The organism is Thiomicrospira microaerophila (assembly GCF_023278225.1).
In the GTDB taxonomy this organism is placed as follows: Bacteria; Pseudomonadota; Gammaproteobacteria; order Thiomicrospirales; family Thiomicrospiraceae; genus Thiomicrospira; species Thiomicrospira microaerophila_A.
On the sequence record NZ_CP070959.1, the window covers coordinates 938,661 to 960,526 of the forward strand.

General features: G+C 43.3%; 11 protein-coding genes and 1 pseudogene. 11 read left to right on the forward strand and 1 reads right to left on the reverse strand.

What is annotated here, in order from left to right:
* Positions 1-15 precede the first annotated feature (15 nt).
* From JX580_RS04505 to JX580_RS04545, 8 genes and pseudogenes are all read left to right on the forward strand, one after another.
* Positions 16-3,588, forward strand: coding sequence for an ATP-binding protein (locus JX580_RS04505; RefSeq protein WP_248851609.1), 3,573 nt, complete (start codon positions 16-18; stop codon positions 3,586-3,588).
* Positions 3,589-3,601: 13 nt separating this feature from the next.
* Positions 3,602-5,380, forward strand: coding sequence for a response regulator (locus JX580_RS04510; protein ID WP_248851610.1), 1,779 nt, complete (start codon positions 3,602-3,604; stop codon positions 5,378-5,380).
* Between the two features lie 9 nt (positions 5,381-5,389).
* Positions 5,390-8,146 carry a response regulator gene (locus JX580_RS04515; protein WP_248851611.1) on the forward strand — a complete coding sequence of 919 codons (2,757 nt, stop codon included), beginning with the start codon at positions 5,390-5,392 and terminating at the stop codon, positions 8,144-8,146.
* A gap of 92 nt (positions 8,147-8,238) precedes the next feature.
* A pseudogene (locus JX580_RS04520) lies at positions 8,239-11,429 on the forward strand (diguanylate cyclase domain-containing protein); the annotation flags it as partial.
* Positions 11,419-14,199 carry an EAL domain-containing protein gene (locus JX580_RS04530; protein WP_248851612.1) on the forward strand — a complete coding sequence of 927 codons (2,781 nt, stop codon included), beginning with the start codon at positions 11,419-11,421 and terminating at the stop codon, positions 14,197-14,199. The pseudogene JX580_RS04520 and the gene JX580_RS04530, both read left to right, overlap by 11 nt.
* Before the next feature lie 187 nt (positions 14,200-14,386).
* Positions 14,387-15,403: a PAS domain S-box protein gene (locus tag JX580_RS04535; protein ID WP_248851613.1), complete on the forward strand. Its 1,017-nt coding sequence runs from the start codon at positions 14,387-14,389 to the stop codon at positions 15,401-15,403.
* A 306-nt stretch (positions 15,404-15,709) separates the two neighbouring features.
* Positions 15,710-17,098 (forward strand): DUF2130 domain-containing protein, encoded by a 1,389-nt coding sequence (locus JX580_RS04540; protein WP_248851614.1) that lies wholly within the window; start codon positions 15,710-15,712, stop codon positions 17,096-17,098.
* Positions 17,099-17,209: 111 nt separating this feature from the next.
* Positions 17,210-19,132 (forward strand): YdgA family protein, encoded by a 1,923-nt coding sequence (locus JX580_RS04545; RefSeq protein ID WP_248851615.1) that lies wholly within the window; start codon positions 17,210-17,212, stop codon positions 19,130-19,132.
* Positions 19,133-19,177: 45 nt separating this feature from the next.
* Here JX580_RS04545 and JX580_RS04550 read toward each other — a convergent pair whose 3' ends face one another.
* Positions 19,178-20,197: a helix-turn-helix transcriptional regulator gene (locus tag JX580_RS04550; protein WP_248851616.1), complete on the reverse strand. Its 1,020-nt coding sequence runs from the start codon at positions 20,195-20,197 to the stop codon at positions 19,178-19,180.
* A 271-nt stretch (positions 20,198-20,468) separates the two neighbouring features.
* Here JX580_RS04550 and JX580_RS04555 point away from each other — a divergent pair, with 271 nt between their 5' ends.
* The 3 genes from JX580_RS04555 (at position 20,469) to JX580_RS04565 (ending at position 21,710) form a co-directional block, all read left to right on the forward strand.
* The gene (locus tag JX580_RS04555) at positions 20,469-20,753 is read left to right on the forward strand and encodes a hypothetical protein (protein ID WP_248851617.1); all 285 of its coding nucleotides are present in this window, start codon (positions 20,469-20,471) and stop codon (positions 20,751-20,753) included.
* A 292-nt stretch (positions 20,754-21,045) separates the two neighbouring features.
* Positions 21,046-21,297: a type II toxin-antitoxin system Phd/YefM family antitoxin gene (locus JX580_RS04560; protein WP_248851618.1), complete on the forward strand. Its 252-nt coding sequence runs from the start codon at positions 21,046-21,048 to the stop codon at positions 21,295-21,297.
* A complete protein-coding gene (locus JX580_RS04565) occupies positions 21,291-21,710 on the forward strand; it encodes a type II toxin-antitoxin system VapC family toxin (RefSeq protein ID WP_248851619.1) in 420 nt (139 codons plus the stop codon). The genes JX580_RS04560 and JX580_RS04565 overlap by 7 nt, the downstream gene beginning before the upstream one ends.
* Positions 21,711-21,866: the final 156 nt, after the last annotated feature.

The following is a 21,866-nucleotide window of genomic DNA, read 5'->3' on the forward strand; positions in this document are numbered from 1 at the left end:
TTATAGAGGTTTTTTATGCTGTTACCTAAGGTTGCTGATATTGCCTCGCCGAATGTGGTGACGATTGATGAAAATCGTTCTATTCAAGAAGCGGTGCATTTGATGGCAGAGTGCAGACTACGTGCGGTCATTGTAAAGGGTGACCTGGGGTTTAGAATATTAACCACCCGCGAACTCATTCAATTTCGATTGCAAAATACCGCTTTTGATCAGTGTTTAAGAGGCGTTGTGTTAAATAAGGTGCCTATCGTCTCACCACAAACTAATGTGCTTAACGCTTTTGAACTGCTTCGTCGACATCCTGATGGCTACTTATGTTTGTTAGACGCGAAGCAGCATTTAGCCGGCATTGTGAGTGCCACAGATCTGGCGTCGTGTTTAAATGCGCAGAGTTTTGCGAAGACAACTCGTCTCGCTGATGTAATGCATAATTTGCGTTACGTGAAAGTACGTTCAACAGAAAGCTTGTCTGAAGTTTTTCATGCGTTGAGTGTTAACCATCAAACCGCCGCCGTGGTTTTTGATAAGCTGGATGCCGTAGGTCTTATAACTCAATCTGACTTAATTCGATGGTTTGATCAAGGTGGTGATATGGCTGTCACGGCTCAGCAGCTTATGTCGACTCCGTTGAAAACACTTGATGGCAATTTAAGCTTGGTTCAAGCATTGGATGCGATGCGCACACTGGGTGTAAAGCGACTTGTGGTAAAACGTAGCCAAGACAACGAAACCCTGGGTTTACTGCATCAAAAAGATCTGATCAGTTTGTTTTTTCAAGACTGGGCACAACATAAGTCTAACGAAGCCCAACGATTAAAGTATCTCACTAAGAATATCCCCGGGATGATTTACGAACTCACCCTGTCACCGGAGGGTGATATGGCGTTTCCGTTTGCGAGCGAGGCAATTATTGATTTATTTGATGTGATGCCTGTTGAAGTAACGGAGGATGCGTCTGTTTTATTTGATAGGATTCATCCTGAGGATAAATACTGTCTTGAGCAATCTATCGCTAAATCCGCAAAAACACAAGAGTCTTGGTCAGAAGAGTTCCGTATTATATTACCTAGTGGTTTAGTTCGATGGTTATATGGTCAGTCAACTCCAAGTATTCTAGAGGATGGCACGATTCTATGGCATGGTTTTGTGCATGACATTACTTATCAAAAAGAATTACAGCTACAAACTGAGCGCCAAAATCAATTGTTACAGTCCATTTGGCAAGCTAACCAAACCTTTATGTTGACGCAATCTATAGAACAAACCTCGGATGTGTTACTAAACGAAATTCTGAATTACACTCAAAGTGAATATGGGTTTATCGGCGAAGTTTTAAAAGACGGCAGTGGGCAGCCTTATCTTAAAACCTTTGCGATGACGAATGTCGCGTGGAATGACGAAAGCCGGGCCTTGTTTGATCAGTTGGCTGGGCGTGGAATGGAATTTCGTAATTTAAATAATTTGTTTGGTTATGCGATGTTGCATCAACAGGTCGTCATCAGCAATGACCCAGTGAATGACCCTCGTGCCGGTGGTTTGCCGCCAGGGCATCCGGATTTAAACGCTTTTATGGGGATTCCGGTTTTTTACGCGGAAGAAATGATAGGTTTTTTCGGTATTGCCAATGCGCCTGGGGGGTATTCAGAGCAAATTGCGCAACAGATTTCAGTATTTAGTCAAAATTTTAGTTCACTGATTTTTGCCAAGCGCTTGCAACAAACCCAAGCCAAATTGCATGAAGAACTCAAGATTGAGCGTGATAAAGCAGATGCTGCGAATAAGGCTAAGTCGGAGTTTTTAGCCAATATGAGTCATGAAATTCGCACCCCAATGAACGGTATTTTAGGGCTAAGTGAATTGGGCATGAAGCAACAAAATCCGGGAAAACTGCGCGATAAACTTGCTAAAGTGCATTATTCCGGTCGGTTGTTATTGAGCATTATCAACGACATTTTGGATTTTTCGAAAATTGAGGCTGGCAAAATGGAGTTGGATCCCCATCCGTTTTATCTAAAAACTCTTGTCGATAATCTTTATAGCCTGTTTGTCAACAATGCTAAACAAAAAGGTTTAAAGCTGGTGATGGACACCGATTCAGTTGACGACTTATGTTTGCATACTGACGAAATGCGTCTGCGTCAAGTATTGAACAACCTTGTTACCAATGCCATCAAGTTTACCGAGCAGGGCGAGGTTAGGTTGAGCATTGAACGCCATGACGATGAACAACAGCTAAGGTTTTCGATTCGTGATACCGGCATTGGCATGACACAGAAGCAGGCCGAAAAGCTGTTTCGAGCCTTCACCCAGGCAGATACCAGTATTACCCGTAAACATGGTGGTACAGGTTTAGGATTGGTTATTAGTGAGCGATTGGTTGAATTGATGGGAGGTGACAAAATTCAACTGCAAACCAAATTGGGTCAGGGATCAACCTTTTCGTTTAGTTTACCGATGCAAATTTGTACGGATGAACAGTTACAACAGGCGCAACAACTCATCAGCGCCTTTGATCAGGTGCGGCATCAGGGGAAGGTCTTACTGGTAGAAGACAATGAAATCAACCAAGAAGTAGCGAGCGAACAACTCAGGCAGTGCGGGTTAGACGTTTGTCTCGCAGAAAACGGCCAAATCGCGGTGGAAAAAGCACAGCAGCAGGTTTTTGATTTGATTTTGATGGATATTCAAATGCCTGTGATGGACGGCTACCAGGCCTGCCAAGCGATTCGTCAATTTAATCCAACCATTCCAATTATAGCCTTAACCGCTGCCGCGATGATTGAAGATCGTGACAAGGCATTAAGTGTTGGTATGAATGCACATTTAAGCAAGCCTATAAATTCATCTGAATTGGGACGTGTACTAGGTCAATATTTAACCGCAACAAAAATGATTGGTGAAGAAAACGCACAGGTCAATAACATACCTATCAATCCACAATATCAAGATTTACTGCGCCAGGAGGATCCCCATATGTTAGACATTCAAGCAGGTCTTAACCAGCTTGCTGGAAATGAGTCGCTTTATAAAAAACTCTTAACCAAGTTCGCCAATCAAATTGAAACAGAATACATTGCAGTCTTGGCTATGTTGCATGCCTTGACGACAGACGATAGTAAATCTGCTTTTGAGCCAGTACAGCAACTCAATCATGCACTCAAAGGCGTGGCAGGAAACTTAGCGGCAATGGGTCTATTTGAAATAAGCCAGCGCATTGATTTAAAACTCAAAGCTCGCCAACGTCCAAGCGATGAACAGATTGAACAATTAGCACGAGCATTAGAGGAAACTCAGCAGGAAATTAAGCTTTATCTCGCTAGTGATGCCGCACTATTATCGGCTGGTGCTATACATAAAAAAACGAATCCTTTAACAACAAGTCTCGATATTACCAAAGCACAGTTGCAAAGTTTGCAGCAACGCATTGAGGTCTGCGAGTATATTGATGATCAAGAACTTGATCAACTGAGCCAGGCGCTACCGGATAATCTACAACCAGGATGGTTGCAAATGGTTCAAGCATTAGATGTATTTGATTTTGAACGTGCTGAACAAAATCTAAAGCAACTTATCGCGCAATTCAACTAAGCAGGTTCATTTAATGCCAAACTACCCAAACCCTTCAGCCTCATGTGATTCCCCTGCCGATGCATTATTGGATGCAATGAGTGAATATGTGTTTATTAAGGATGATCATTTTCGTTATGTCGTGGTCAACAAAGCACTAGAGGAGTTTTTTGGCTTAGCGAAAGCACAAATTTATGGCAAAACAGATTTGGATTTAATGGGCGAGGAAAAGGGGCAGGTTTGTTTAGCTTCGGATAGGGAAGTGTTGTCACGGCAAGCACTGGTGATTAGCGAAGAAACGATGGCGAACCGTGTATATGAAACCCATAAGTTTCCTTTGAAATGGGGTCATGACAAAACCGGTATTGGTTCGGTCATTTTTGACGTGACTGAAAAAAGACAAGCAGAAGATGCGTTAAAAAACGCGTTAAAACTCGCAGATGAAGCTAATCGCGCCAAGTCGGAGTTTCTTGCCAATATGAGTCATGAGATCCGCACACCGATGAATGGCATTATTGGTATGTCAGAATTGGGTTTAAAAGAAACCGAACCGCAAAAAATGCAACATGAACTTCTGCGGGTTAATCAATCTGCACGGCTATTGCTAGGCATTATCAACGATATTCTCGACTTCTCAAAAATCGAGGCGGATAAGTTAGAACTCGATCCACAGCCGTTTCAATTGTCGCAACTCAAAGACGAACTGACGGATTTATTTGAAGGCTTGGCGCAAGACAAAGGCGTAACTCTCATAGTGGGTTGTGTCTGTAAAGATAATTGTGTGCAGTGTTTATATGGCGATAATCTTCGACTACGTCAAATCTTGACTAATTTACTAGGCAATGCGATTAAGTTTACCGAGCAGGGTGAAGTCCGTTTGACTATCAAGCTTGATAGTCAAACGGACAACGAATCAGAGGTTTTTTTAAGCTTTGACATTCAAGACACTGGCATCGGCATGACCGTTGAACAACAGCAAAAACTCTTTACTGCTTTCACCCAAGCCGACACCAGCATCACCCGAAAACACGGCGGCACTGGCTTAGGCTTGGTTATCAGTCGCCGCTTAGTTAAGTTAATGGGCGGTGAAGACATTTATATCAAAAGCCAGCCGAACAAAGGCTCAAGCTTTAGTTTTAGTGTGCCGATGATGGCCTGTAACGCACAACAACAAACCCAACTCAACACCCAAGTCAAACGCACTGAGCAAACCCAACTAACAGGCCGCGTGTTAGTGGTTGAGGACAATGAAATTAACCAAGAAGTCGCCGTCAATATGCTCACGCAACTCGGGTTGCAGGTTGAGCTGGCAGAAAATGGTCAGATCGCGGTAGAAAAAGTCCAGCAACAGACTTTTGATTTGATTCTGATGGATATTCAAATGCCGGTAATGGATGGCTACCAGGCCTGCCGAGTAATTCGCCAGTTTAATCAAATCACTCCGATTATTGCCCTAACTGCTGCTGCGATGGTCGAAGACAAAAACAAAGCCTTAGCGGTGGGGATGAGCGACCATCTTGCCAAGCCCCTCAATTCGGACGCCTTGTATCGGGTATTAAGCGAAAATTTAACATTTCAAGTGAAAACAAAACCAGTTTTATTAATCGTTTGTCAAGACAAACAGCAATTGAGAACGCTCGCACAACAAGCGCAAGCCGACTATCAAGTTAAAGTGGCCAATGATGAGGCGCATGCCATGAAGTTAATAGAAAACAACAGGATAAACCAGGCCTGGTTGGTGGCTGATATAGCAGAGAAAACGGTATTGATCGAACACCTCAAACGTTTTCAAGTGGACTATAGCAACTATTAGGATAACGTTATGAAAAGTAAAACGCATTACTCGTTAAGAAAAATTGTACTGATGGGGACGGCCTCAATTTTTGTGCTTTCGGTGCTGACCTTTGGTTTTGCAGCGTCTCATTTTACGAAGTCTATGTTGATAGAAAAAACCGATGTCCGACTTTACTCAGCCGCCACTTTTTTGCAGGCATTATTGGGTGAAGATTACCATGACACTATCTTGGATGAAAATTCTGTTTCTGCCGAAACGTTCAACCACATTCTTGATCGTAATGATGCCTTAGCGCGTCAATTGGATTTGCAATACCTTTGGAGTGTATTAGTGATTGACGAGGAGATTGTTTTTACATCGGCAACTCGTTCAGATTTAACCAATCCACATTCTGCGCATGCGCATTTTTTTGAGATTCATTCCGACCCGGGTGCATTTAGCGCGGCGTTAAAGGCTGAACTACAACAGCCGGTTTTTTCCTCGTTCACCAATCAGTGGGGTGAGGGTCGGATGGTTTTGGTTTCGAGTATTGATGAAAAAGGGCGGCGTTATATTGTCGGGGCAAGTGTTCAGTTAACCGAGTTGAATGCACTTATCCAATCCACTTTACTAAAGGTTTTCTTCGCTACCACTTTGTTATTTGCCTTTATTTGGTTAATTGCCAGCTTATTACTGAATCGTATTGCTGCAACGATGTTGACGATAAGCCAGTCAGCCGATCAAATGGCAAAAGGAAATCTTGATACCACGTTACCTGAACCGAGTATTGATGAAATGCATCAGCTTTGTGAGGCATTGGATGCCATGCGGCTTAATTTAAAAGAGAAAATTGCCACGATTGCGGGTGACATCAGCGCACTTAAAAAATCCGAAGAGGAAATTGTTGCAAGTAATCAGATTCTTACGATGATTGCAAAGCGTGCTAAATTGTCTGATACGCTAGATGCACTTTGCCGGTTTACCGAAAAAATGGACGATAATATTCTTTCCTCGGTTTTATTAGTTGACCCCTCAAACGATAAGATTTTATTACAGGGCGCGGCACCGAGTTTGCCGGCTGATTACAATGCCTTGATGGAAGCAGGCCTGCCGATCGCGCCGAATGTTGGTACCTGCGGTACGGCTGCTTACACGGGGCAACTTGCGGTTGCAGCTGATATTCAGCAGGATCCACGTTGGCTGCCCTACACGGCATTTATTGATAAAACGCGTGAGCATGGCTTACTTGCTTGCTGGTCAATGCCGATGATTTCTTCTCATGGTGTTGTGATGGGTTCGTTTGCTAATTACTGTCGAAAAGTTGGTCAACCGTCTAGTGAGAACCTGCGTATTTTAGAATGGGCGGTGAATGTCGCGACGATGGCGGTAGAAAAACACTATGCAGAGCAAGCGTTAGAGATGGCCAAACAACAAGCTGAGGAGGCTAATCGCGCTAAGTCGGAGTTTCTCGCTAATATGAGCCATGAAATCCGCACACCGATGAACGGTATTATCGGCATGTCGGAGCTGGGCTTAAAGGATACCGACCCGCAAAAAATGCACCACCAGCTTGAACGGGTGAATCAATCTGGGCGTTTATTGTTGGGTATTATCAATGATATTCTCGACTTCTCAAAAATTGAAGCGGGTAAGCTAGAGCTTGATCCGCAACCGTTTCAAGTGGCGCAACTTAGAGATGAGTTAAAAGATTTATTTGAAGGTTTGGCGCAAGACAAAGGCTTGGTGTTTAGTGTGCAGTGTTACTGCAAAGACAGTTGCGTGCAGTGCTTGTATGGTGACAATCTCCGGCTGCGTCAGGTGTTGACGAATTTAATTGGCAATGCGATTAAATTTACCCAACAGGGTGAAGTGATTCTGGCCTGTAAATTTAACCTTGGACAAGATAACCAGCCTTGGTTGCATTTTGATATCCAAGACACTGGCATCGGCATGACAACTGAACAACAACAAAAATTGTTCAAAGCCTTCACCCAAGCCGATACCAGCATCACCCGCAAGCACGGCGGCACTGGCTTAGGCTTGGTGATCAGTCACCGCTTAGTCAAGTTAATGGGCGGTAATGACATCCAGATCCGAAGCCAACCAAATAAAGGTTCAATCTTTAGCTTTAGTGTGCCGATGATGGACTGTAATTCTAAACAACAAGCCCAGCTCAATATCCAGACCAAAATTGTCGAGCAAACACAACTCTCAGGCCGCGTGTTATTAGTTGAAGATAATGAAATCAACCAAGAAGTCGCTGTCAATATGCTCACGCAACTCGGGTTACAGGTTGAGCTGGCCGATAACGGCCAAATCGCGGTGGAAAAAGCACAACAACAGACTTTTGATGTCATTTTAATGGATATTCAAATGCCGGTAATGGACGGTTACCAGGCCTGCTTAGCGATTCGTGCATTTAATTCAACTATTCCGATTATTGCCTTAACCGCGGCCGCAATGGTTGAAGATAAAAACAAAGCCTTAGCAGTGGGAATGAACGATCATCTCGCCAAACCATTTAATTCAGAAGCCCTGTATCGGATATTAAGTGAAAACTTAACATCGCAGGCAACATCAAAACCGGTTTTATTAATCATATGCGAAGACAAACAGCAACTCAAAACCCTGGCACATCAAGCCCAAGCTGATTATCAAGTCAAAGTAGCGAATGATGTGGGGCATGCAATAAAGCTGATAAAAAACACTAATATTCACCAGGCATGGGTTCTGGGTTTCGAGGATGGGGTTTTGATTGAACATTTAAAACGTAAAGCTATCCCATTTATGCATCGGGTTGAATAACAAGTGATATGAAGTGTTTGAAAAAGGTTTTATCCTAAATTATTTAACAAAAGTATAAATTGGTTTTTTTGATTAAAGATTATGAGGCGTGAATGGTAAAGCTTTGGATTAAAGTAGCAGTGTTGCTTTTTGGGGTGTTTTTAACCGGTCAGGGGGTTAGTGAAGTAAATCATCTAGAACAGGCAGTGGTTGAAAAAAAACAACTGGTGCTAGGGGTGTTGTCGTTTCGTCCTGAGGCAGTAACGCGTGCGCAATGGCAGCCTTTAATGGAGTATCTAAAGCAGCATCGTGATTGCAGTGATTGTCAAATTATTCTGCGCCCTTTAGGTTATGAAGGGTTAGAGCAGGCGTTACAAGCCGGTGATATTGATTTAGTCTTGACCAATCCTTCGCATTACATTTTATTACGCGAGCGGATGAATTTAAAAATGTCAGGCCCTTTAGTGACGCTGACAAGGCAGCAAAATGGTCAGGCGGTTAATCAATTTGGTGGCGTAATATTTACTCGTGCGGATAACCCGCGCATTCATAAGCTAAATGATTTAGCCGATGTTTCGATTGCGATGGTGACGACCGGTTCATTGGGGGGTTATCAAATGCAAGCCTATTCGTTGCTACAAGCAGGAATGAGTGTTCCACGTCTTTCAAAGCAGGTTTTAACCGGAATGCCGCATGATAAAGTGGTTTACGAGGTGTTAGCGGGTAAAGCGGAAGTCGGTTTCGTGCGCACCGGTATATTGGAGGCGATGATTGCGCAGGGAGCGCTGAGTTGGCTGGATATTCGAATTATTAACCCTCAGGACGGCGGTTATCATTTTGTACACAGCACGTCCTTGTATCCTGAATGGCCGGTGTTGGCTTTACCCAGTGTGAGCGAGCGTCAATCGAATTCCCTTACAGTAGCGTTGTTGCAATTAAACGAGGCAGATCCGGCGGCGCAGGCGGCCGGCATTTCGGGCTTTACCCGTCCTAGAAATTATGCGGATGTTGAAAATGTCATGCGAACCTTGCGGATTGCCCCGTTTGATGCGCCGATAGAAACGCGAGTGGAAGATATTTGGCAGCAATATAGTGGGTTTATTATCGGTTTTATGCTGCTGCTAGGATTGCTGATTTTGAGTTTAGGGTCGATGTTGGTGATGAACCGTAACTTGGTCCGACAGCGTAAGTTGGCGCAACAGGCAAATCAGGCGAAGTCTGAATTTTTGGCTAACATGAGTCATGAAATCCGCACACCGATGAATGGCGTATTGGGGTTAACTGATTTGGCGATGCAAGAAACCAGTTTGCCAAAAATGCGCCAGAAAGTTAAAAAAGCTCATCAATCCGCCGAGCTTTTATTGGGTATTTTGAATGATATCTTGGATTTTTCAAAAATTGAAGCTGGGCAATTGATTTTAGAACAAAAACCGTTTTTATTGCGTGATTTAGTCGCCCAGATTCATAGCCTTTATCAGCCTATGGCTGAACAAAAAGGGTTAGGGTTTGTAGTGCACATGCAAGGTGATTTAAAGCCAGCCTATGTTGGTGATGCAATGCGTTTGCGACAGGTTTTGAATAACTTGATTGCAAATGCGATTAAATTTACCCAGCATGGAAAGATTGATATATGGATTGAACAAAATGCTATGGGGCGTTTGTGTTTTGTAGTTGAAGACACAGGGATGGGGATGAGTTCCGCGCAATGCGAAAAGTTATTCAATGCTTTTAGCCAGGCGGATACCAGTATTACACGCCGTTTTGGTGGCACAGGGTTGGGGTTAGCGATTAGCCAAAGTTTGGTTCAGGTTATGGGAGGGGACGCGATTGAAGTACAAAGTCAACAAAACATAGGCAGTCGCTTCCGTTTTTGCGTTGATTTGGTTGGCGCGTCTGCAGAACAATGGGATGCGCTTTCAGTTACAGATCAACCTCAACATGCCACGCAGCGTTTTAGTGGGCGAGTGTTGTTGGTTGAAGACAATGAAATTAACCAAGAAGTTGCGAGTGATATTTTACGGCAATTTGGTTTAGAGGTAAGTTGGGCCGAAAATGGTGCTAAAGCGGTTGAGAAATTTAGAATTCAACCGTTTGACTTGGTTTTAATGGATATTCAAATGCCGGTAATGGGGGGTATGAGGCTACGCGTTTAATTCGCGAGTTTAGTAATGAGGTGCCGATTATTGCGTTAACCGCTGCCGCGACGGTTGAGGATCGGAATAAGGCCCTCGTTGCTGGCATGAATGACCACTTAATGAAACCGATTGATAAGTTGGCTTTACAAGTCTGTCTTTCGCGCTATTTATTACCTCAAGATAATCAATACGCCATCACTAAAAAACTTGGTTATCCGCCTATCGTGAATACCCATGGTTTAGTGCCAGTGAAAACACCTATTGCGCAAAAAGGAAGGTTACTAATTGTTGATGATCAGCCGTCAAATTTAAAAGTATTGGCGAATGGTTTAAAGGGGGAGTATTTAATTCAAGCTGCTGATTGCGGAGAAAAGGCACTACAACTCGCCGAAAGGATACCACAACCTGATTTGATTTTACTGGATATTGTCATGCCGGAGATGGACGGTTATGCGGTGATTAAAGCTTTAAAAAACAACCCGAAAACCCAAGCTATTCCAGTGGTATTTGTCACTGCACTCGATGGTACAAGCAATGAACAAAAAGGTTTGGAATTGGGCGCTGTGGATTATATTGCTAAGCCTTTTAAAATGCCTGTGGTTAAAGCGCGAGTGCGCAGCCAGGTTTTATTAAAACACAAAACCGATTTATTGGATCGCGAGTCGCATATTGATGGCTTAACTGGTATTGCCAATCGCCGTCAGTTTGATGAAAAACTACAGATTGAAGGCCAGCGTTTGATGCGCAATCACCAACCCTTAGGGGTGATTATGGTCGATATTGATTTTTTCAAACCCTTTAACGATAACTATGGTCATGGCAAGGGTGATGAGTGTTTGGTGAAGGTTGCTCAAGCACTTCAGCGAGTGTTTCGTCGCCCTGCAGACTTAGTTGCCCGTTATGGCGGTGAGGAGTTTGTCGCAATTTTGCCGGAAACAAATAGACGAGGTGTGCAAATGATGGCAGAAAAAATGCGTCAAGCGGTGTGGGATTTAAATTTTGCTCATGGTTACTCAGCAGTTGATAGTCGTGTGACTGTTAGTTTAGGCGGTATTAGCCGTGAAGTAGATACGCTTGAAGAAGTCAAAGAGCTTTTGAAGTACGCCGATCAAGCTTTGTATCAGGCTAAAGCACAAGGGCGTAATCAAGTTGTTATTTATGGCATCTAATGCGGGTTTAAGAATGAAGATCTATCAATTTTTTAGCGTATTGCTGTGCATTTTTCCTGCGTTGGTCTTTGCGAGTCAAACTAGCCCCGAACATTCAGCGGATAGGGTCTATAACTTGGCGGTGTTGGCCTTTCAGGATAAATCCGTGACCCTGACGCGTTGGCAACCTTTGGCGGATTATTTATCTGAAAAAATTGAAAAAAGTCGTTTTGAGTTGAATGCTTATCATAATGAAGAAATGGAGCAGGCGGTCGCTTCGGGTGAGGTTGATTTTGTGTTCACTCAGCCGTCGCAATATGTGTTGCTCACCTATCGTCATCAACTGAGTTCGCCACTCGCTTCACTATTAAACAAGGATGGCAATGCGGTTACTGATCATTTTGGCGGGGTTATTTTTACGCAAGCAGGGCGTGATGATATTTCGCGTTTAGAGGATGTTAAAGGTAAGCGGGTCGCAGGTGCATCGTTAACCGGATTGGGCGCCTATCAAATGCAGGCCTATGAGCTGTTGCAACATGGTGTGCGTTTGCCTCAAGACGTGGATTTGATGATTACTGGCCAACCTCAGCGCAATGCGGTTGAGGCAGTATTGGCAGGTGAAGCCGATGTTGGCTTTGTGCGTACGGGGGTATTCGAGGCTTTAGCGGAGCGCGGACTGGTTGATGTGTCGCAACTCAAGCTTCTTAATGCGCAGCGTTTGTCCAATTTTCCTTATGTCACCAGTACGCGGCTTTACCCGGAATGGGCGTTTGCGGCTTTGCCCGCTGTTGATAGCGAAGTGATCAGATTGGTCGCTGCAGCATTATTGGCGATTCCTCGGGAAGGCGAGTTGGCGCAATCGATGCAAATTGCCGGTTTCACGATTGCGGGGGATTATCGAACGATTGATAGTTTAATGCGTGAGTTGCGTTTAGAGCCGTTTGATGATTTTAGTTTGAGCGCCCAAGATGTGGTGACCTGGTGGTTTACCCAGATTGTGATAGGTTTGGTTATATTTTTTATTACGGTGATTGCTGTAATAGGTGTTTTGTTACAACGTCAACATCAGCTTCGGCATGAACGTAATCGCTTGGAGCAGGCGTTGGAAAAATTACGATTGTTAAACCAGGTGGTAGAGCAAAGTCCTGAAGCGATTGTTATTACCGATTTGCAAGCGAGAATCAGTTATATCAACCCCGCTTTTGAGCAAACCACCTGCTATATCTTGTCAGAGGTTGAAGGTAAAAATCCAAGGATATTGAATTCAGGGCAAACGCCATTGCAGGTGTTTGAGACCATGTGGGAAACGCTTAAAAAAGGTCGGGTGTGGCGAGGAGAGTTAATTAATAAACGCAAAAATGGTGAAGTTTATCCTAGCCAAGCGATTATTTCACCAGTTAAGGATAAGAATGGAAAAACCACCCATTATTTAGCGATTCAGCGCGATATTAGCCAGCGTAAGCAACGTGAACAGCGGATTGATGAATTGCTTTATCGTGATCCGATAACAGGTCTAGCCAATCGGAACCGTTTAATTGAGTTAATGGATAAGCAGTTGCATCACCAAGAAAATGGAAATTTTGCTTTGTTGCTGTTAAATATCGCGCGGTTTAAATTTATTAATCAATTGCATGGTGTGGATGTCGGTGATGCAGTATTGGTGGCGGTAGCTAAACGTTTAGAAAATAGATTGACGCCAAAAGATGTAGTGATTGCGCGTTTGGCAGCGGATGAATTTGCTATTTTTTGTATGCTAGATAACTTGCATGACCAGACGCTAGAGCACTTGGCAGAATCTGCAATGGATTTATTCCATTCGCCTTTTAAAATAAAAGGCGAGGCGTTTTTATTTGATGTAGCGATTGGGGTCGCCCCTTTAAAAGCCTTAACTTCACCGTCTAGGAGCAGTGAACTGATTAATCAGGTTTTTAACCAAGCAGGTTTGGCTTTAAAGAAGGTGCGTAATCAAGGCAGTAAGGGTTTTAGTCTGTTTAACCAAAGGTTATTGGATGATTCACTCGCCAAACATCAACTGCAGGTTGAACTAGCAAAAGGCATCGCGCAGGATGAACTAAGGTTGTTTGTTCAACCTCAAGTTAATCAGCAGCGTCAATTGACGGGGCTAGAATGTTTGGTACGTTGGCAACATCCGCAGCAGGGGTTGTTGTTACCCGGTCGGTTTATTGCGATGGCCGAAGAGTCCGATTTAATTTTGGCTCTTGGTGATTGGGTGTTGAAACGTGCTTGTTTTGCTTTAGCCGAAATACAACAGATTAAAGCTGATATTCAAATGGCAGTAAATATTAGCCCACGTCATTTTAGACAGCGTGATTTTGTTGAGCAGGTTAGGGGTTGTTTAGCTCAAGCCAATGCCAGGCCGAGCGGGTTAATGATTGAGATTACAGAAAGTTTGTTTTTGGATGAAATGGATGAAGTCCTTGCCAAAATGACCGAGTTAAAACGACTGGGTGTGCGTTTTTCGATTGATGATTTTGGTACAGGTTATTCGTCTTTAAGTTATTTGCAACAATTACCCGTGGATGAGTTAAAAATTGATCGGGCATTTATTTTAGGCATGGCGCGTTTTGGTGAAGAACGTAGTTTAGTTCCCTCCATTTATGCGATGGCGCAGCAGATGCAACTGCGGGTTATTGCTGAGGGCATTGAAACGGAGGAACAGTGTTCGCAATTAAGTCGGTTTAGTCAATTAGAAATGCAAGGGTTTTTGTTTGCCAAACCTAAAGCTTACCAGGCCTGGTTGATTGAATGGCAGAAAACTAAGATGTTGTAATTGGCTAGTTATTTTCTTGATACCTGGTTTTTTAAGTAGGTCTTTTTACTTGAAATTGAAGGCTTGTGCAAGGTTTAAGGAAATTGACATAGTATAATTAAGGTTTTTACTTGTTTAGAGTAATTATCTTATGAGAAATAATCAGCCCGTTACGCAGTATTAATACATTCTTCCTGATGACGCACTGTTGGTTTCTAAAACCGATTTACAAGGAACAATTATTTATGCTAATGAGTCATTTGTTGAAGCAAGTGGTTTTCAGCTAGATGAGTTATTGGGGCAACCCCATAATATGTTACGTCATCCTGATGTGCCCTCGGCGGTTTTTAAGGATTTTTGGCAAACAATTCAGGCAGGTAAGCCTTGGTCGCAGATTGTGAAGAATCGTCGTAAAAATTGTGATCACTATTGGGTGGTTGCGAATGCTTCACCTATCTTTGAAAACGGCAAAATCACGGGTTATATCAGCATCAGGCGTTCAGCCAGCTCTGAGCAGATTCTGCAGGCCGAACAAGCTTATAACGCCATCGCCAATAAACAAGTAAAGCTTGTGAATGGTGAGCCGGATAGTTGGACTAAGCGGCTGAATTTCTTTGCGCATTGGAATCCATTGGTCACTATTATTCCGGCAACTATTTTGGCTGTGGTTATGGAAATTCAAGCAATTTTTACTGGCGAACGTGCTGGCTGGTTAAATTATCTGGTTATTTTCTTAACACTTTTGTCAACCTTTCATGTCATGCACTTTTTGGCGCGTATTAATGTCAGTATTCGGGATATTGAGAATATATCTAATGGTGATCATAACCAATCCATTAATACTTTTGGTAATAACACGGCAGGGCGTTTAAGTCGTCGGATTAAGTCAACACAAATTAATTTGAGTTTTGAAGACAATGAAGTGAAAACAGCCTTGTTACGTTCACAGCGCCTGTCTGCAGGCTTGGATCAATTGAATGCAAACATGATGTTGCTAGATCAAACTGGCACGGTTATTTATGTGAATGCCGCATTGCGGCAGTATTTTAGCAAGTTGATGGGTAGGGGTGACAAAACGGTTCAAGGGTTAAATTTGATCGATCTAGTGGGTAGAAATGCTCATGAGTTGTTTAGAGACTATCCTTATGTTAACCAGGCCTGCCAAAAATTGGATCGAACACAGATCCATACGTTATTGTATTCGCCAAGCTTTGGCGCAGGATGATTATCGAATGATCAAAACCCTTTTAGAAACCTTAGACCGTACGGTTGAGATGATTAATCAGCAATTGGGCGACATGATTGATACCTGTGCTTAAACAAAGTTTTCATGTGTGTGATTCGTTCAAGTCATCTAAATACTTGGTAATAATTAGTAATTTTTATTTAATTGAGGTGGTCAATAATTGTAATACCCATAATTAAATTTATGAGCTGTTGCCGAATAGTTTCTTCTGGAGAAATCGATGGTTTAGTTTTTTACTGAGCCTATTCTATAATGGCTAAACTTATTTTTTGAAGAGGTAATTACGTGAACGAAATCAAATGCCCGCATTGCGGTAAGGCCTTTAAAATTGATGAATCAGGCTATGCCGATATTTTAAAACAAGTGCGCGACAGTGAGTTTGAGCAACAAATTCACGACCGATTAGCCTTGGCTGAAAAAGACAAGCACAATGCGATTGAATTGGCGAAAGAACAACTGATGCGTCAGTTGGAAAAAACCAGTTCAGAGCGCGAGGGTAAAATCCAAGACTTGCAAGCCAAGCTGGAGGCGGCGGAGCTAAACAAAAACCTAGCGGTATCCGAGTCGATTAAACAGGTTGAAAGGGAACGTGATGCACTGGCCAATCAACTACAGCAAACTCAAAAAGAAGTCGAGATGACCGCGCAATTAGCCAGCAGTAATCTGCTGCGTGAACTCCAAGAAGCCGAAGCCAAAAAGGACGCGGAAATTCAACGTCTAAAAGCCCAGCTTGAGGCCACCGCGACCCAGCAAAAACTGGCGGTTCAAGACGCGGTGAGTCAACTGAATCAAGAGCGCCACCAGCTGCAAACCTCACTAGAAAAAGCCACCCTAGAAAAGCAACTGTCGGAACAGGCGCTGAAAGCGCGTTATGAAATACAGCTTAAAGACCGAGATGAAGCGATTGAACGCTTAAAAGACATGAAAGCCAAACTCTCGACCAAAATGGTGGGTGAAACCCTAGAACAGCATTGTGAAACTGAGTTTAATCGCCTGCGCGCCACCGCGTTCCCACTGGCGTATTTCGAAAAAGACAATGATGCCAGCCGTGGCAGTAAAGGCGATTATATCTTCCGTGATAAAGATGCTAACGGAACCGAAATCGTGTCGATTATGTTTGAAATGAAAAACGAAACCGACACCACTGCCACCAAAAAGAAAAACGAAGATTTTTTAAAAGAACTCGATAAAGACCGCAATGAAAAAGGGTGTGAATATGCGGTGCTGGTGTCCTTGCTCGAAGCGGACAACGAGTTTTATAACACCGGCATTGCCGATATGTCCTATCGCTATCCAAAAATGTATGTGATCCGCCCGCAGTTTTTTATTCCGATGATTACCTTACTGCGCAATGCGGCGATGAAATCGCTTGAATACAAAACGGAGCTCGCGTTGGTCAAAGCGCAGAATATTGATGTCACGAACTTTGAAGAAGACCTAGAAGCGTTCAAATCCGGCTTTGCACGAAACTATGAGCTGGCAGAGAAAAAGTTTAAAACCGCGATTGATGAGATTGATAAAACCATCACCCACCTGCAAAAAACCAAAGAGGCGCTGCTAGGCTCGGAGAATAACCTGCGGATCGCCAATAACAAAGCACAAGATGTGACGGTGAAAAAGCTCACCCGCAAGAATCCAACGATGAAAGCGATGTTTGATGAGTTGAACAATTAACTTTAAATTTATTGCCATTGTGAGTTCTTAGTATAAATCATCATTGAACAAGCTATCTTTTTTAATCGCAAATTGTGATAATTCAATTTTGTCAAAAATTAAGGATAGCGCATGTCTGTCGTAAAAAAGCTGTTGTTAGTCGGGGCGGGATTGGTAATAACCAGCGCAGCCGCTTTTTTTGCCGCTAGTAGTTTGATTGGTCAGGGTGTAAAACAAGCTATTTTGAATTACGAGGCACAACTTATTGCACGAGATGATGTCCGTGTTAATTTGTTTGAGTATCAACCAGGCCTGCTTGAAGGTCAATTACGTTATGACTTGGTTTGGCAGCCTAAGTTGGATTCGCCCGCCTATAGTATTTTTATTGAGCTAAGTCCTGATGGACAGGGCATTCCTTTAAAGGGTGAACAGCAAATTCAACAAGGCCCTTGGTTGGGGAGATCGGTTGCGCCTTTTGGGTTTGGTTTAGCCAGCACAGAGTATGAGGTTGCGCTGCCAGCAAACTTGCGACCTTATTTGCCACAGTACCCCGGGCAGCGTCCGTTAATCAAGATTAATGTCTATAAGGCATTTAATGGCCAGCTATCAATACAAACTAATCTAATTGACTATAACGGTAGACTAATCGACCCTGAAACCCAAGAAACAGCTCATTTATCTTGGGAAGGTGGACATCTGGATATTCGTTTTTCCGAAGACTTAATGCAGATGACGGCTGATGGGCGCTTGGGTCTGTTTAACATTGATTTTTTACAGGAGGATTTAAGTATCCGACTAGATAATATCAAGTATCAACATGATTTAACCCTTGCGGCGCCTTATTTGTGGCTAGGTACTATAAATACTGGCTTGAACCAACTGAGTTTAGCTGTTGAGTCGGAGAAGATAAACATTCAAGGTTTAGAAGTTGCAGGAGACTCTAAGGTTGTAAAAGATAAGTTGGATGCTACGGTGCGTTATCAGATTGGTCAAACAAATCTAATCTTTGACGATACCGCGTTTGATTTAGCCGGAGCAAGCATGGTGATGGCGTTGCGTGACCTAGATTGGCAGGCTATCCAAGAACTTTCGCTGGCTGAACAACAGTTAGAATTGTTAGAAGAGCAGGTATTAATGGACACTTTTGACCGATTGCTTGCCGGTGGTCCGAGCTTTCATCTTGATCAATTGCTTATTCGGCTGTCTGATACTGAGTATTTTAATCTTGAAATGCTGTTGGGTTATCAGCCTCAGATCAGTTTGGACTGGAATCAGTTGAGTAACCTAGAAGAAGCTTTAACTCAAAATATTCATCTTAATTTAACGGCAGGCATAACTCGCCCTATGCTCGATCGTTTAGCAATATTATTTTGGCCGTTTAATAACGATGAAACTGAAATAAAAGCTCAGTTAGATGTTAGCATCGCTGAGATGCTTGCTCAAAATTATGTGCAACGAAAGGATGAGGACTTGGTACTAAACCTTGCTGTTGAGCACGGCCAGGTCAAAATTAATGGTGAAGATTTTTTACCGCTTGAGGATACATACGCATTGGTTGAGTTAGCCACTCGTTTATTAGGTTTTGCACTAGAAACCGATTCGATTATGTCGCAGGAGGGTGCTGTAGATGGAGTAGGGTTAGCAGGCCTGCTTAATTATGCTGCTTCACCTTTGTATGGATATTTCGAGCTGGCGGCTAATTTTAGTCCTGATCCGATGGTGGTGACATTACAAGCCGGTGGCGACTTAGACATGAGCATGAGAACTCAAGGCCAGTGTTTAGGCTATATTAACCCCCTGCGTCCTGATGTGACATTAAATTACCAAGCCGGTCAACTCGATTTATCAATTTATGTTTTGGGTGGTTTGGCGGATACCACCTTAGTTGTGCGTGACCCCAGTGGACAATGGCATTGTAACGATGATTATCCTGGTTTAGATCTTGATCCGGCGTTGGTGTTTGAACAACCTAGTTCGGGCGACTACGCGATTTGGGTAGGACTTCACTCTAATGGCGTGGCCGAAGTGAAATTGCATTTTTCTGAGATGGATTAGATCGACACTACAAGGCAGGCATCTTTAATTGTCTTCAAACAGGCTCTAGGAGCCTGTTTGATATTGAAGGCTAAGTTTTTGCGCGGTCGCGGCAAATTCCTCGCGCAATGCCGGCGGTTCAAGCACCTCAATGCCCGCACCAAAGCTCATTAACCACCAGCGTAATTGTTGGGTGTTTTTTACTGTGGCGCTCAGATAATAGCAGGTTCGCTCGGGTTGTTCAGTTTCAATTTGTGAAATGATTTGGTCTTCGGCAAGCGGGGTTTCGCTGAGGTGTTGCGCAATGATTGGAACGATGCGCAGTTTAAGTGCAAGGGTGGTCTGTTCGCCAGCGCTATACTCAAACGCCCCTTGAGCAATATAATCCGGTAATGAAAAGCCCTCAATCACTTTGGACGGTTCGTTTGATAGCTCAACCGCGTTAAACCGATGTAGCGCAAATTGTTTTATATCCTGATAATCCCAGAGCGTGCCGACTAAGTAAATGACCCGATCAACCACCACCAAGCCTAGCGGGTTAATCGTGTATTCACGGGATTCTTCACCGCGCGGTTGGTAGTCGGCTTTGAGTTTTTGATCCGACAGCAAAGCCTGATAAATCTGCGCTAACACTTCAGGTTGAATCTGCGGGCTTAACAGCGGTTGGCTGCGAGAGAGCCAAGCCACCTTGTCTGACCAATCTGCCAAATGGTTGTTGGGTAAATGCGCCAACAAACGATCAGCATGCGCAAAATAGTCGCCCAGATCATCTAGGGCGCTTGGCGGCATAAAGCGGTCTAAAAAATGGCGCACCATTTTAAAGCTCAACGCCACCGCTGGTTCCATTTCCGGCAGTTCAAGTTTTTGCGCATCTTTGCGCCAATACCAGCCCGGAATATCTTTGTTACCGTCGTTTTCAATCGCAAACAACTGAGCCAAACTATTTACATCACGTTGCACCGAACGCTTATCAATATCAAAACCTTGGTTAACAAGCTTGTCATGCAGTTCACTGACACAGATGCGCGAAGGCGATTTGGGTATTAAGCGCAGCATCTGAATGCGGCGGTAACAAGCGTCGTTCATTGATTTTTCCTTTAGATAATTCATGGGTCATCATAGCCAGACAAGGCTAGGAAGGCAAACAGCGGATTAAAAAAGTTGCGACAATAAATGTCGGCGAAGGCGATTGGGCGTGTTTCTTGGATTAAAGATAAGCATTAAACTGCAAAGCAAGTATGGCGTAATTGGATGGGTACAGCCAATTATCGCATCCAAATTATTGGGTACAAAGTCGGTTATGGGATGGATTTTACAGATGTAACGATCCGGTGAGGCATAAAAGTAAGGATAAAACATGCGTACTTTGGAGTTTGAAAAACGATTAGCAAGGATTAATGCCTTTAACACAACCCAAGAAAAAATTAAGCGGGATAGGCAATATATACCCCTTGTGATTGACCGCTCCATTGATACCACGAGTAATAAGTGGTTGATGTATTGTTTGGCTATCAATATTACCAATAAGCCGACTGCACAACAGCGCAAAAGTACGCTGGAAACGCTGTTGTCAAAAAACAAGCCGCTTTATGACCAAGTGCTTCCGGTTGTTACCGAGATTGAGGCTTTGTATTTCAATTAACCGCTTATCGACTTTGGTTTTTCAGTCACTAGTAATCCGATCCTTGGTTTTCCGTGAATGGTACGGCATTGTTTTTTAGTTGAAGCTGATCCATTCTCATTTTGCCGCGCATAAAATCCAAACTGAGTACTGTACATACTGGAGTTTGGTTAACCAAAAGTTGGTGTCATATCAATACGCAATGAGCGATGGGGCAGGCTAACTGACACTGAGTTTTATGAATTACACTGTCGATAAGATTTGAAAATGGTTATAATATGTACTTTATTTATGTACATGTAGAGGTTGTCATATGGAATCATTATCTTTTTCAGAAGTGAGAACGCATTTAGCACAGGCGCTGCAACAGGTTGAAATGACCGGTAAACCGATTGCGATTACTAAACATGGTAAGCCCTGCGCCGTGCTTGAACCGTTTGATAAGAACAGGGATGGTTTTATGAATGCGCTTGAACAATGGCATGCTAATAACCAAGCCGACAAGGTTGATGAAGGTTTTGAGCCGGTTCGCACCGAGGATAAGGGGCGGGAGTTTTCATGGTAGAGGCGAGTTATTTGCTGGATACGAATGTATTATCCGAAGCCGTTAAACCTCAGCCCAATCAGCAGGTATTGTCTAATCTTAAGCGTAATGAACACTTGCTTGCGATTCCAAGCTTGGTTTGGCACGAAATGCGTTATGGCTGGCTAAAAATGCCGGAGGGTAAGCGCAAGCAAGCGATTGGCGATTATCTGCACTTAGTGGTAAGTCAATTACCTGTTTTTGATTATGACCAACCCGCCGCACGTGTTCATGCTGAATTTAGAGCGCAGCTTGAAAAAACAGGCATCACGCTCAGCTTTGTCGATAGTCAAATTGCTGCTATTGCGATTGCCAATGGGCTAACACTTGTGACAAGAAATGTCACAGACTATCAAGCGATACCAAATTTAAAAATGGAGAATTGGTTTGATTGATCCATCCATAGTCACAAAAGAACAATGCTTAAGACCGAAGACATCAAAGCACTCAATAAAGCGCGGTGTGCATTCAGCATTAAAAAGACCGCATTAAAACTGCACTTATGAAGTTAATACCGGCTTTTGCCAACCCCTTTTCGTACACAAAGATCC

Bases quoted from the DNA above. Each gene is read 5' to 3' on its own strand.
- JX580_RS04550 (WP_248851616.1), bottom strand. From the start codon at position 20,197: ATGAACGACGCTTGTTACCGCCGCATTCAGATGCTGCGCTTAATACCC.
- JX580_RS04565 (WP_248851619.1), top strand. From the start codon at position 21,291: ATGGTAGAGGCGAGTTATTTGCTGGATACGAATGTATTATCCGAAGCC.
- JX580_RS04545 (WP_248851615.1), top strand. From the start codon at position 17,210: ATGTCTGTCGTAAAAAAGCTGTTGTTAGTCGGGGCGGGATTGGTAATA.
- JX580_RS04510 (WP_248851610.1), top strand. From the start codon at position 3,602: ATGCCAAACTACCCAAACCCTTCAGCCTCATGTGATTCCCCTGCCGAT.
- JX580_RS04515 (WP_248851611.1), top strand. From the start codon at position 5,390: ATGAAAAGTAAAACGCATTACTCGTTAAGAAAAATTGTACTGATGGGG.
- JX580_RS04555 (WP_248851617.1), top strand. From the start codon at position 20,469: ATGCGTACTTTGGAGTTTGAAAAACGATTAGCAAGGATTAATGCCTTT.
- JX580_RS04505 (WP_248851609.1), top strand. From the start codon at position 16: ATGCTGTTACCTAAGGTTGCTGATATTGCCTCGCCGAATGTGGTGACG.
- JX580_RS04530 (WP_248851612.1), top strand. From the start codon at position 11,419: ATGGCATCTAATGCGGGTTTAAGAATGAAGATCTATCAATTTTTTAGC.
- JX580_RS04560 (WP_248851618.1), top strand. From the start codon at position 21,046: ATGGAATCATTATCTTTTTCAGAAGTGAGAACGCATTTAGCACAGGCG.